This is a genomic window from Catenulispora subtropica (assembly GCF_039531675.1).
In the GTDB taxonomy this organism is placed as follows: Bacteria; Actinomycetota; Actinomycetes; order Streptomycetales; family Catenulisporaceae; genus Catenulispora; species Catenulispora subtropica.
The window spans coordinates 50,885-64,037 of record NZ_BAAAQM010000060.1; the positions used below are offsets into that span (position 1 = coordinate 50,885).

10 protein-coding genes are annotated in these 13,153 nt (G+C 72.7%); 3 read left to right on the forward strand and 7 right to left on the reverse strand.

The features are described 5' to 3' along the window. Positions 1-79: 79 nt before the first annotated feature. Positions 80-1,000, forward strand: a complete 921-nt coding sequence (locus ABD466_RS36425) for a GNAT family N-acetyltransferase (RefSeq protein ID WP_344661817.1) — start codon at positions 80-82, stop codon at positions 998-1,000. Positions 1,001-1,186: 186 nt separating this feature from the next. Here the strand turns inward: ABD466_RS36425 and ABD466_RS36430 are convergent, their stop codons facing one another. Both ABD466_RS36430 and mnmA read right to left on the reverse strand, forming a co-directional pair. Next, the gene (locus tag ABD466_RS36430) at positions 1,187-2,938 is read right to left on the reverse strand and encodes a penicillin-binding transpeptidase domain-containing protein (protein ID WP_344661818.1); all 1,752 of its coding nucleotides are present in this window, start codon (positions 2,936-2,938) and stop codon (positions 1,187-1,189) included. 151 nt (positions 2,939-3,089) lie between these two features. Then, entirely contained in the window at positions 3,090-4,166 is a 1,077-nt protein-coding gene (gene mnmA, locus ABD466_RS36435) for a tRNA 2-thiouridine(34) synthase MnmA (RefSeq protein WP_344661819.1), read from the reverse strand. Between the two features lie 78 nt (positions 4,167-4,244). Here mnmA and ABD466_RS36440 point away from each other — a divergent pair, with 78 nt between their 5' ends. Then, positions 4,245-5,510: an NAD(P)/FAD-dependent oxidoreductase gene (locus ABD466_RS36440; RefSeq protein WP_344661820.1), complete on the forward strand. Its 1,266-nt coding sequence runs from the start codon at positions 4,245-4,247 to the stop codon at positions 5,508-5,510. A 28-nt stretch (positions 5,511-5,538) separates the two neighbouring features. Here ABD466_RS36440 and ABD466_RS36445 read toward each other — a convergent pair whose 3' ends face one another. The 5 genes from ABD466_RS36445 to ABD466_RS36465 form a co-directional block, all read right to left on the reverse strand. After that, on the reverse strand, positions 5,539-6,147 hold the full coding sequence (locus tag ABD466_RS36445; RefSeq protein ID WP_344661821.1) for a hypothetical protein: 609 nt from the start codon (positions 6,145-6,147) through the stop codon (positions 5,539-5,541). A gap of 195 nt (positions 6,148-6,342) precedes the next feature. Beyond that, positions 6,343-7,701 (reverse strand): PucR-like N-terminal domain-containing protein, encoded by a 1,359-nt coding sequence (locus ABD466_RS36450; RefSeq protein WP_344661822.1) that lies wholly within the window; start codon positions 7,699-7,701, stop codon positions 6,343-6,345. Between the two features lie 283 nt (positions 7,702-7,984). Then, a complete protein-coding gene (locus tag ABD466_RS36455) occupies positions 7,985-9,157 on the reverse strand; it encodes a cysteine desulfurase family protein (protein WP_344661823.1) in 1,173 nt (390 codons plus the stop codon). Between the two features lie 136 nt (positions 9,158-9,293). After that, positions 9,294-10,316 (reverse strand): SGNH/GDSL hydrolase family protein, encoded by a 1,023-nt coding sequence (locus tag ABD466_RS36460; protein WP_344661824.1) that lies wholly within the window; start codon positions 10,314-10,316, stop codon positions 9,294-9,296. Between the two features lie 9 nt (positions 10,317-10,325). Beyond that, a complete protein-coding gene (locus ABD466_RS36465) occupies positions 10,326-11,726 on the reverse strand; it encodes an MBOAT family O-acyltransferase (protein WP_425558830.1) in 1,401 nt (466 codons plus the stop codon). Between the two features lie 112 nt (positions 11,727-11,838). Here ABD466_RS36465 and ABD466_RS36470 point away from each other — a divergent pair. Beyond that, positions 11,839-13,153: serine/threonine-protein kinase (locus ABD466_RS36470; protein ID WP_344661826.1), on the forward strand; the 1,315-nt coding region annotated here is incomplete at its 3' end.

Consider the following 13,153-nt stretch of genomic DNA (forward strand, 5'->3'; position numbering starts at 1 on the left):
CGGGGCTTGGGAGCCGGATGGCGGCGGCTGGGCCGTAATCCTGTCGCGGCTGCTCGATCACGGGTTCTAACCTGCGAGCATGAGCTGGGTGGCGAACGTGATCCTCACGACCGACCTCGCAGACGAGGTGCGCGGCGATGAGCTGAGCCAGTGGCTTCGCGAACAGGCCCCGACGCGTCACGGGGCGGGCCGTGGTGTGGGCGGGCTCGCGCGGACCACGACATGGGGTGGCTGGAAGAACCCGGAGTGCGCCGTGTTCACGGGCGTGCTGAATCACGCGGACCTCGATGCCGTCGTGCGGCATGTCGAGCGGATGCCGTGGGCCCACCCCGAGTTCCTTCAACTGCTCATCCAGGATCAGGAGGAGTTCTTCTTCCGGTTGTGGATGTTTCGCGCCGGCCGACTGGTCGAGTTGACGCCGCCGCAGTCGCAGGTCGAGGAGGAGGTCTGGCCCCGTGGCCTCGAGCAGGTCAGGGGCGGTTATTTGCGGACGGCGCTGCCGGACGACGCGGAGCTCCTCGCCGACATGCTCGTCGAGGCGATCAACTGGCCCGAGGACAGGGCGTTGACGAGGCGACAGATCCTTGATGATCCGCGCAACGCGCACTACGTCGCCGGCTGGAAGCGGGATACCGACTTCGGTGTCGTCGCCGTCGCCGACCCGTCGCCCGACCGGTCGCCTGCCGCTGACGACGCTCCGGGCTCTCCGGTCGGTGCCGCGTGGCTGCGCTATCTGCCCGCGGATGATCCGGGCTACGGCTTCATCGACGCGGACACACCTGAGATGACGATCGGGCTCTACCAGCCCTGGCGTGGCCGCGGTATCGGACGAGCCCTCCTTCGACGGCTTCTCACCGATGCGGCCGGTCGTGGTATCACGCGGATCAGCCTGAGCGTCGAACCGGGCAACGGCGCACAGCGACTCTACGAATCCGAGGGGTTCGTCGTCGTCGGCACCGATGACGGCGGCTCGTTGACGATGCTGCGGGAAGTCGGTTGATCGAAGGATCGCTCCGATCCGGTCCTCGGTGAGGTCTGCTGCGCTACCTGGGCCTGGCGGGGCGCTCGTCCGGGTGACCTCGGTCAGGGCGCTGATCCACCACCCGCGGCGGGCAAAGTGCCGACACGCGGAAAACCCCGGCCCAAGAGGGCCGGGGCATCAGCGCGTCGTGGCGGACGGCCGGCCTCAGCTCAGCCCGGCGCCCTTCATCATGGCGGCGATGGCCGGGCCCGCCGCCGAGTTGCCGAACCCGGCGTTCAGCACCAGGGCCGCGACGGCGATGTCGTGGTCAGGGTCCATGGCGATCATCCAGGAGTCGGTCTTGTCCTTGTTGTTCGGCTCGGCCGAACCGGTCTTGGCGCCGAGGCTCGGGGAGATCCCCTGCAGGGAGGTCGCGGTGCCGTTGGTAATGACGCCCCTCATCATCGTCTGCAGGTTCTCCTTCACGTCCCCGGGCAGCGGCTGGGCCTTGGCGGGGGCCTGGAAGCCGGGGATGAGGATCGGCTGGTGGAACTGGCCGGTGGCCACGGTGGCGGCGACGGAGGCCATCGTCAGGGGCGACATGGTGATGCGGCCCTGGCCGAAGGCCTCGGCGGCGAAGAGGTCGCGGCCGTCGGCGGCGGGCACCTGCTGCTGGCCCGGGGTGCCGTAGGTGGCGGCGCCGATGCCCAGGTCCCAGGGCTGGTTCATGCCGTAGTAGTCGTGCGCCGTCTTCGTCAGGGTGTCCAGGGCCAGGTTGTGGCCGAGGGCCGCGTTGACGAAGGAGGTGTTGCAGGACATCTCGTAGGCCGTCAGCAGGTTCGCCCCGCTGAGCCCGTTCGCGAGCCCCTCGTCGTTGTGGTACGTCTGCGAGCCCACCGTCACGGTCGGCGTGCAGTCCGCCGGGTCGGTCAGCTTCATCCCGGCCAGCAGCAGCGCCGTGGAGGTGACCGTCTTGAACGTCGAGCCGGGGGCGCGGGTGGCCATCGTGGCCAGCTTCGGGTTGTCCTTGGCGTTGGAGGCGATCGCCAGGATCTCACCGGTGGAGGGCTTGATCACCACCATGCCGGAGTTCGGGTACGGCTGCAGCGCCTTCTCGGCCTGGGTCTGGATCTTGTCGTCGAGGCTGGAGGACAGCTGCAGGCCGCCGGTGGAGTTCTGCGCGCCGATCTGGATCGGGGTGGAACCCGGGATCTGGTTCCCGGTGTTGTTGTCCACGAACTGGATCTGCAGGGACGCCGCGGTGCTGTTCGCCGGCTTGGCGATCGCCAGCTTCGCCAGGATGCTGCTCAGGCTCGGGTGCGCCTGCCCGGTCAGGACCACGCCGTTGCGGTCGGCGACCGGCACCGACGGTGGCACCGCCTTCAGGTTCGACGCCGCGCTCAGCTGCGGGTTGATGATCGCCGACGCGAAGTGCACCAGCGGCGGGGTGTTCCCGTTGGCCGGCAGCACCGCCATCGCCGAGGTGTACTGCCACTTCAGGTCGCCGTCGAAGGTGTCGGTGACGCTGAAGTTGAAGTGCGCCGCGTTGTCGAGCGGGTTCGGCGTCGAGGAGCTGCTCGGGGCGCCCGGCGTGGCGCCGGCGGGCGTGCCGGAGGAGCCGGCCGAGCCCGACGCCGACGACGAGTTCGCCGGGGCCGGCGCGTTGACCTGCGCCCCGAGCTTGAGCTCGACGGTCTTCGGCGCGAGCGACGTCATCACCTGCTTCAGGCGCGGCCCGGCCTTGTCCGGCAGGTCGGTGTAGGAGCCGGCCTTCGTGTAGTCGCCGGCCTGCCAGGCCGCCAGGAACGCCTCGGCCACCGACTGCGGGGTCGGGCCCGAGTCGCCGGCGGTCGTGGACCCCTGCGCCCCGTTCGCCGCCGGCTTCGGCTTCGAGCCTCCGCCGGAACACCCGGCCGTGACCACGGCGAGCGAAGTGGCGGTCGCGGCTATCGCCAGGAGCACGCGTCGAGAACCCATAAGGTCCCTCCCCAGTTCTGTCGGATCGGGTTTTTCAGCCTACGACCCTAACCGACGCGCGTGAGGGCCAGATGGTTGACAAACGCACGGTGAGGTTCCCGCCACAGCTCACCGCGGTCCGGCGGTTCGTGGGGTCCACCGGGGCCGCGGTTCACCGCGACGTTCTCGCGACGGTCGCGGACCCGATAACCCGCGAACCGTCGTACAAAACAGCCGCCTGTCCCGGCGCCAGACCCCGCACCGGCTCGTGCAGCACCACCTCGACGGCGTCGGGCCCGGTCCGCTCGGCCGTCGCCGGCACCGCCTCGCCGTGCGCCCGCAGCTGGGCGTGGCACGTGATCCGCCCGGTGAACTCCGGGCCGCACCACCGCAGCTTGATCCCGGACAGCCCGGTGACGTCCAGCTCCTCGGCGGTCCCCACGGTCACCGTGTTGGTCACCGGCGAGATGTCCAGGACGTAGCGCGGGCGGCCGTCGCCGGCCGGGTCGCCGATGCGCAGCCCGCGGCGCTGGCCGATGGTGAAGCCCCAGGCGCCGTCGTGCTCGCCGACCGTGCGCCCGGCGCTGTCGACGATCGGGCCCGCGGTCGTGCCCAGGGTCTTGGCCAAGTAGGCCTTGGTGTCGCCGTCGGGGATGAAGCACACGTCGTGGCTGTCCGGCTTCTTGGCCACGTACAGCCCGCGCTCGGCGGCCTCGGCGCGCACCGCGGTCTTCGTGTCGCCGCCCAGCGGGAACATCGAGTGCGCCAGCTGCTCGGCGTCCAGCACCCCGAGCACGTAGGACTGGTCCTTCGCCGGATCGGCGGCGCGGTGCAGCTCCGGCCCGTCCGGGCCGTCGAGCAGCCGCGCGTAGTGGCCGGTGGCCACCGCGTCGAAGCCCAGAGCGCGGGCCTTGTCCAGCACCGCCGCGAACTTGATCTTCTCGTTGCAGCGCAGGCACGGGTTCGGGGTGCGGCCGGCCCGGTACTCGGCCACGAAGTCGTCGATCACGTCCTCGTGGAACCGGTCGGACATGTCCCAGATGTAGAAGGGGATGCCGAGCATGTCGGCGGCGCGGCGGGCGTCGTGCGAGTCCTCGATCGTGCAGCAGCCGCGCGCGCCGTCGCGCAGGGCTTGGCGGTTCCGGGACAGCGCCAGGTGGACACCGGTCACCTCGTGACCCGCGTCCCGCACCCGGGCGGCCGCCACCGCCGAGTCGACACCACCGGACATCGCCGCCAAGACACGCATGCCTCCAGGGTACGTGCAATGGTTGACTGTGAGGTGGGTCATATCGGGCGGGGAACGCTACCAGGAGCGGAGGACGCCATGAGCGGCGCGGAGGACAGGGATGTCATGGTCATCGTCGGCGCGAGCCTGGCCGGGGCCAAGGCCGCGCAGGCGCTGCGGGAGGACGGCTGGGACGGTCCGATCGAGCTGATCGGCAGCGAGCTGGACCTGCCCTACGAGCGGCCGCCGCTGTCGAAGGGGTATCTGCTCGGCAAAGAGGAGCGGGACAAGGTCTTCGTCCACGAGTCCGGCGCCTGGTACGTGGAGAACCGCGTCGGGCTGCGGCTGGGCCGCACCGCGGTGGCCGTGGACCGGGAGCGGCACGTGGTGCGCCTCGACGACGGCACCGAGGTGGAGTACGGCAAGCTCCTGCTGGCCACCGGCTCCAGCCCGAAGCGCCTGCCGGTGCCCGGCGGCGACGCACCGAACCTCTCCTTGTTCCGTACTCTGCAGGACAGCGAGCGCACCCGTTCCCAGCTGCTGCCCGGATCACGGCTGGTGATCATCGGCGCGGGCTGGATCGGCCTGGAGGTCGCGGCCGCGGCGCGGGAGCGGGACGTCGAGGTGACGATCCTGGAGACGGCCGAGCAGCCGCTGCTGCGGGCGCTCGGTCCGGAGGTCGGCGCGCTGTTCGCCGCGCTGCACCGCGCGCACGGCGTGGACCTGCGGCTCGGCGTCGGCGTGGACTCGTTCACGCTGCAGGAGGTGGACGGCGTCGAGGTGGCGAGCCGGGTGCGGTGCGCCGACGGCACCGAGATCGAGGCCGACCACATCCTGGTGGCGGCCGGCATCGCGCCGAACACCGGCCTGGCGGAGGCCGCCGGCCTGGAGGTCGACGACGGCGTGGTGGTGGACCAGACCCTGCGGACCTCGGACCCGGACGTGTTCGCCGCCGGGGACGTGGCCCGGGCGTGGCACCCGTTCTACGAGGAGGCGATCCGGGTCGAGCACTGGGCGAACGCCCTGAACCAGCCGAAGGTGGCCGCGGCCTCGATGATGGGCGTGACGGACCTGGAGTACACGCGGCTGCCGTACTTCTTCAGCGACCAGTACGACCTCGGGATGGAGTTCGTCGGCCACCTGCCGGCCGGCGGCTACGACCAGGTGGTGTTCCGCGGCGACCCGGAGTCGGGCGCCTACATGGCGTTCTGGCTCACCGCGGACCGGCGGGTGCTGGCCGGGATGAACGTCAACGTGTGGGACGTGGTGGACGAGGTACGGGCCCTGATCCTCGGCCGCGCCGAGATCGACGTGGCGCGGCTCAAGGATCCGGGTGTCCCGCTGGCGGAGGTGGCGGCCTCGTAGTCCCGCGGCGGCCGGCCGGGCCGCGTCGTCAGTACTCGAGGTCGTTGGACTTGAGGCAGACGTTCAGGTACGTGATGTTGGTGGGGCTGAGGTTGAAGAGGATCCCGTACGGGTCCATCTTCCACTGCTGCCCGCGCACCCCGAGCCGGGACCAGATCCCCTCGGCCCACCACGCGCTCTCGTTGTCGGCCGCCCGGATCTGGTTCGCCAGCCCGTAGTTGCGCAGATCGAGCAGGTCGTTGGTGTTCTCCCACGGGCACCACAGCGACCCGGTGCTCAGCCGCACCCCGGACGCCACGACGTCCGAGGTCGTGTAGAGGCACACCTCACCGGTGCTGCACCCCGCGTAGTCGTCCGGCACGACGCCGCCGGGCGCGGTCGCGGGCCGGTAGGTGAGGGTCACGTCCTCCTTGGCGTAGCGGATGGTGTTCCCGGAGACCACCCCTCCCGGCTTGCGCGCCAACTGCTCCTTGATCGCGTCGGCGACCCATTTCTGCCCCGGGTCCACGGTGGCCCCGGCGGGCGCGGCGACGAGTGCCGCGCCGGCCAGGAAGCAGACGGCGAGCACGGCCGGGAAGGCCCGCGGGCGGCGGGTGGGGCGTCCGCCGCCGCGGGACGTGGTGCGGGGATGGGGCATGATTCCTCCGTCGGCGTCGGGGTGCGCGGGATCGAGGGAATCAGAGTCCTGTTTCACTCGGCGGGGTGTCAATGGAGCTGGCCGGAAACGGCCACGGAGGCGCGCCGGTCGTGCCGGTCGTGCCGGTCGTGCCGGTCGTGCCGGTCGTGCCGGTCGTGCCGGTCAGCGGGTCGCGCGGCTCGGAGCCGGGACGCCTCACCCCGCCGCACCGCCCTCCCCGGTCCGGAACGCCCGTTCGCGCAAGGCTATCTCCAGCTCGAAGCACGCGGCGGGGTCGGTGAGGGACGCGCCGAACAGGGCCTGGAGGTGGTGGAGGCGCTGGCGGGCGGTCTGCGGGTGGATGGCGAGGCGGGCGGCCACGTCGGGGGCGGAGCGGTTGGACTGGATCCAGGCCAGGAGGGTCTGTTCCAGGCGGTGGCGGCGTTTGGCGGTGAGGGTGGCGAGCGGGGCCAGGCGGCGGTCGGCGATGAGGCGGACCAGGGCCGGGTCGGCCAGCAGGAGGAGGTCGGCGAGGTGGGCGTCGCAGTACACCGCTTCGGTGGGCGGGGAGGCGGGGGTGGTGAGGCGGCCGCGGACGGCGCGCGCCCAGCGGAGGGAGTCGGCGGCGGTCTCGATCGGGACTTCGGGGCCGACGACCGCGCCCGAGGTGTCCAGCAGGGCTTTGAGCTGGGGCTCGGCGAGGAGTTCGGCCGGGGTGGGGATGACGAGGTAGGCGTCGGTGCGGTCGAGGTCGGCCAGGACGCCGTCGGGCAGGCGGGCGACCGTCGGACCCGGCAGCGCGACGCAGCACACTGTCTTCGGCAGGGGCCAGCCCGCGGCGGTCGCCGCGGCCGCGAGGGTGTCGCGGGCGGCGCCGCCGACCAGGAGCTGGAGCAGGCGGTGGCGGCGGAAGCCCTCGTTGCCGGCCTGGCGCGCGATGGCCTCGGCGTAGCCGCGCACGGACTCGGCGGCGAGTTCGTCGATGAAGGCGAAGGCGGCCTCGGCGAGCTGGACCATCAGGTCCTGGCGGAGGTGGAAGCGGGCGCCGACGCGGGCGTAACGGCGCCACGCGATGCGCGCGCCGAGGCGGTACGCGGCCTGGAGCGCGTCGAGGCTGCGGCCTTCGGAGAACTCGCCGCGGCCGAGTCGGCGGTAGACGCGGATACGGTCGGTCGCCGTGGCCGGGTCGACCGGGCCTCCGGCGGCTCCGACGCTCCCCGTGCCCCCGGCGCCTCCGACCACTCCTCCTCCGGCTTCGGGGCCGACGCCGTTCAGCCCGTGGGCCGCGGCCGCCGCACCCGCGATCGCGGTGCCCAGGGCCGTGCCGCCGGCCACGGTGGCGTTCGCCGGGGACCCGGCCCGCTCCCCCGTCACCTGGTCGACGAAATCGGCCAGCGCGGCCTCGACCCCCATCCGGATCCCGTGCCCGAACTGCCCGGACAAGGGACGGCCGAACTCCGGGATCTGGATCCGGATCTGGTGGATGATCTCGGCGGCGATACTGCTGTTCTCCGTACGGAGCCCGGCGGCGAACCCCCGTGGGAGCGCGGCCGGGGCGAGCGGCGTGACGGTCACGCGGGCAGGATGCGCCGATGTTACCCGCGAGTCAACATCAGGGTTCGACACGGGGAACACGCTCACCCGCGTGACACAAACCGCCCTGCGTGCGGAGCCGAATCAAGCACTCCTCGTGTGACTTCACAGGGGCCCGTCTCAGACCTCTTCACCCCGGGTCGGCCCACGTCCTAGCTTGGCCCGCGCCGCGACGTGGGGACGTCGCGGCACCCCCGTCCCCGCCCACCCGTCAGCCGGTCCGGCTGGGCTCCGAGAAGCCCGGGCCCGGGCTCGGTCATTACAGCTAGCTCAGACCGGCGGCGCGGGCCCGCGCCACCACCGGGCCGATCGCCTCGGCCAAGGCGTCCACATCGGCCTTGGTCGAGGTGTGTCCCAGCGAGAACCGCAGCGAGCCGCGCGCCAGTTCCCCGGACAGGCCCATGGCGAGCAGCACGTGGCTGGGCTGCGCCACCCCGGCCGAGCACGCCGAGCCGGTGGAGCACTCGATGCCCCGGGCGTCCAGCAGCATCAGCAGCGAGTCGCCCTCGCAGCCGGGGAACGCCATGTTGGCGATCCCCGGCAGGCCGGTCCCGGGCCCGCGGTCGCCGTTCACGATGACGTCCGGGACCGCCAGCCGCACCCGCGCCACCAGGTCGTCCCGCAGCTCGGTCAGCAGCTCGGCCTTGGCCTCGCGGTTCTTCACGCTCTCCACCACCGCCGCCGCGAAACCCGCGACCGCCGGGGTGTCCAGGGTGCCGGAGCGGACGTCGCGCTCCTGGCCGCCGCCGTGCAGCACCGGCACCGCCTGGGTCTTGCGGCCCAGCAGCAGCGCGCCGACGCCGATCGGGCCGCCGACCTTGTGCCCGGTGAAGGTCATCGCCGCCAGGCCGCTGGAGGCCCAGTCGACGTCCAGCGCGCCGACCGCCTGCACCGCGTCGGAGTGCATGGGGATGCCGTACTCGTGGGAGACGGACGCCAGGGCGTGGATCGGCTGGACCGTGCCGACCTCGTTGTTCGCCCACATCACCGTGGTCAGCGCCACGGTGCCCGGGTTCCGCTCGATGGCCGCGCGCAGCACTTCGGGGTCGACCCGGCCCGCGCGGTCCACCGGCAGCCACTCGATCTCGGCGCCCTCGTGCTCGCCCAGCCAGGTCAGCGGGTCCAGCACGGCGTGGTGCTCGATCTTGGCGGCCAGCACCCGGCGGCGGCGGGGGTCGGCGTCCCGGCGGGCCCAGTACAGCCCCTTGACCGCCAGGTTGTCGCTCTCGGTGCCGCCGGAGGTGAACACCACCTCGGAGGGACGGGCGCCCAGGGCCTCGGCGATCTGCTCGCGGGACTCCTCCACCACGCGGCGGGCGGCGCGGCCGGCGGCGTGCAGGGAGTTGGCGTTGCCGGTGACGGCCAGGCGGGCCGTCATCGCGTCGACGGCGGCCGGGAGCATGGGGGTCGTCGCGGCGTGATCCAGGTATACGGCCATGATTAGCTGCGATTCTAAGGGCTGGCTGGACAGTGGCGGTGATCGGTCCGCGACCCGGGCCGTCCCGGGGTCGCCGGGACGGCGTCGGGCACGCGCCAGGGAGGCCGGTTACCGCCGCCCCCTGGACCCAAGGCGGTCAGCCGAGCGTGTATTCCCCGTGCAGCGCGGCCAGGATGATCCGCGCCGGGAAGACCGAGCCCGCGAAGCTGAAGTGGATGCCGTCGTGCTGGCGCGCCAGAACCCGGCGGCCGTCGGTGCCGACGAGGTAGTCGGTGTAGCGGCCGTGGTCGGAGGTGGGCCCGGCCACGTCGACGTAGCGCAGGCCGGGGACCGTCGGCACGGCGGCGCGGACGGCGGCGTTGATCCGGTCGAAGATGTGGATCCACGGCGCCGAGCGCGGGACCGGCGGCCCGACCCAGTAGACGCGGCGCTGCGGGTCGCCGGCGAGGAAGTCCCTGGCCACGGCCTCCACCCGCCGGGAGTACTCGGCGACCCAGCGGGAGGAGCCGACGTCGGCCCCGGCCACCGGCCAGCCGTCGTTGGCGCCGAGCACCATGACCACCACGTCCGGGTCGTAGCTCGCGGCCTCGTGCGCGGCCTCGTCCGCCCAGTCGAAGACGTCGGGCTGGGTCAGGCCGGTGCCGTTCCGGGCCTCGACCCGGACCCTGGCCGGGAGGTGCTGCGCGGCCACCAGGCGGGCCAGCTGCTGGCCGTCGAAGTCGGACAGCGAGTCGCCGGTGACCAGGATGCGCAGGGGGTCGCCGGGCGTGGGGTGGCGGACTGCGGCGGCGACCGGCGCCAGGCGGGGCTCGGGGCCCTGGGCGGTGTCGGCGCCCGCGGTGGCCGGCGGCGGCCCGGCGATCGGCTGCCGGGCGGCGTCCCGCTCCAGATGGGTCCGGTCGCCGTCGCCCGTGACGCTGTCCGGATGGCCGAGCATCGCGTCCAGGGAGGTCCGGGGGCGGTCGAGGTCGAGGGCGTGCGCGGCGGTGTTCAGCGGTTTCGCCAGGCCGAGCAGGAGGTCCTTGGTCGGGCCCGGGGACATCCCCAGCGCGGCGCGCACCACGCCTGCGGTGTTCAGCAGGAGCGCGGTCAGCAGGGCGATGCGGACGACGCGGCCCGCCTGGCGCGCGGTGGTGACGGGTTCCTTCTCCTCGGACACGGCACGCTCCTAGAACCGGAAGTAGATGAACGGCGCCACCCCACGGCCGCCGCCGGCGGCCGCGATCACCAGGAGCAGCACACCGAACGAGACGCCCTGCGCGTAGACGGGGAGCCTGACGAAAGCGGTCCGCAGGTACGCGCCGACGCCCCGGGGGATCCACTGCGCGGCCAGTGCGGCGGCGATGAGCAGCACCACCGTCGGGGTCAGCACACCGGTCGCGGGCCCGGAGGCGGACAGTCGGCCCAGGACCGCGAACGCGGTGCTCAGATCCGGCGCGCGGAAGAAGACCCAGGCGAGGCACACGACGTGGAAAGTCAGCAGCCGCGCCCCGACGGCCTTCACCGGAGGAGGGATGCGCGAGGCGACGGTGATCGTCGGCCACGCGCGCTCGACGGCCAGGCCCACTCCGTGGATGCCGCCCCAGATGACGAAAGTCCAGGCCGCACCGTGCCACAGACCGCCCAGGAGCATCGTCAGCATGAGGTTGCGGTACGTCCTGAGGCTTCCGCCGCGATTGCCGCCCAAGGGGATGTAGAGGTAGTCGCGGAGCCAGCGCGACAGCGTCATATGCCAGCGGCGCCAGAAGTCCTGGAGCGAGCGCGCGGTGTAGGGCCGGTCGAAGTTGTCGGGGAAGCGGAAGCCGAGGAGCAGGGCCAGGCCGATCGCCATGTCGGTGTAGGCGGAGAAGTCGCAGTAGATCTGCACCGCGTAGCCGTAGACGGCCATCAGGGTCTCGGTGCCGTTGTGCGCCTGCGGGGTGCCGAACACCGGCTCCACCAGGCGGGTGCCGACGACGTCGGCGACCACCATCTTCTTCACCAGGCCGCCGGCGATCAGCCCGAAGGCGCGGGCGGCCGGGATCCGGTCCGGGTCGCGCGGGCCGGCCAGCTGCGGGACGAACTCCGACGCGCGGACGATGGGACCGGCGACGAGGTGCGGGAAGAAGGACGCGTAGATGGCGTAGTCGAGCGGCCGGGCGAGCGGGGTTCGGCCACGGTGGACGTCGACCACGTAGGAGATGGCCTGGAAGGTGTAGAAGGACACGCCGACCGGGAGCGCGAGGTGCAGCAGGCCGAGGGACAATCCCAGAGATCTGCTGACCGAGTCGCTGAAGAAGTCGAGGTATTTGAAGACGCCGAGCGCGCCGAGATCCAGGCCGATCGCCGAGAAGAGCACCGTCTTGCGGACTTTCGACGAGTCCTGACGGGTGATGGCGGTGGCGGCCGCCTGGTTGACGACCGTGGAGCCGGCTAGCAGGAAGGCGTAGTGCCAGTCAGCGGCCATGTAGAAGTAGTACGAGGCCGCGAGGATGAAGGGCCTCCAGAGACGCTGGCGGGGCATCAGGGTCCAGGACAGCGGCAGGACGACGGCGAAGAAGAGCGCGAACTGCACGGTGGGGAAGATCAAGGCGCCTGTCCGGGTGGCCGGTGTCGGGAAGGTGGGTCACAACTTCCAACGAAGGAGAACCCGAACGGTCACGGTCTTCCCCGCGATCCACTTGGCTCTTAGCTTGTCCGGTATGGAACCCCTGCGGGAGGACGACCCCAGGTCCCTGGGTGGCTTCCGAGTGCTGGCACTGCTGGCGGTCGGGGGCATGGGGCGGGTGTACCTGGCGCTGGGCGCGGACCGGCGGGCGGTGGCGCTGAAGGTGGCGCGGGCGGAGTTCGCGGCGGACGCGCGGTTCCGGGCGCGGTTCCGGCGGGAAGTGGAGACGGGGCGGGGCATCGGGAAGCCGTGCGGCGACGCGTGGATCGCGCCGGTGGTGGCGGCCGACCCGGAGGCGGAGCTGCCGTGGCTGGCCTCGGAGTACGTGCCGGGGCCGTCGGTGACCGAGGCGCTGATGGGGTTCGGACCGCTGTCGGCGGGCGGGCTGCGGACCTTGGCCCGCGGCCTCGCGCTGGCCCTGGCGGAGGTGCACGCGGCGGGCGTGGTGCACCGGGACGTGAAGCCGTCGAACGTGCTGCTGGCGCGTGACGGGCCGCGGCTGATCGACTTCGGCGTCGCCCGCGCGATCGACGACGTGCAGCTGACGCGGGTCGGCGCGGTGATCGGCTCGCCGGGGTTCCTGTCACCGGAGCAGGCGGTGGGCCGGCCGGCGAGCTTCGGTTCGGACGTGTTCTCGATGGCGTCGGTGGTCGCGTACGCGGCCTGCGGCGTGGGCCCGTTCGGGGCGGGCGCCGGGCCCGCCCTGCTCTACCGCGTGGTGCACGAGCCGCCGAAGCTGGTCAACGTGCCGCGGGACCTCGCCGAGGTGCTGGCGGCGTGCCTGGTGAAGGATCCCGGCGAGCGGCCGTCGGCGGCGGAGGTGGCGGCGCGCGTCACGGCCGGCGGCGACTGGCTGCCGGAACCCGTGCTCGCCGACATCGCGCGCCGGGAGACGGAACTCGCGGCGTGGATCGAGGTGGCCGGCGGGCCGGATCGGGAGTGGGAGCACGCCGCCGCGGCGGGCCGCGCCGAGGCGGACTTCGAGGCTGCGGCGGACACCGCGCTGGAACTGGCGAACGCGGGAGGCGGGGTCGAGGCGGCCGGCCTCGGAGTACGTGCCGGGGCTGTCGGCATCGTCGACGGGAACGCCGGAACCGGGGCCGGGGCCGGGGCCGAGTACGCGGAGATCGCCTTCACGGAAGCCGCGTTCACGGAAGCCGCCTTCACGGATGCCCCGTTCACGGAAGCCGCGTTCACGGTCACAGGGATCGAGCTCGAACTCGCCGCGCCACCGGTCCCCGCGGTGTCCGGAGACGCGCCGACGCCCGCCTTCCCCGCGCGGGCCCGGCCCGGCCCACCGCCGACCGCCCGACGAGGGCGGGCGGCGGTCGCCAGCGCGCCCGTCCCGG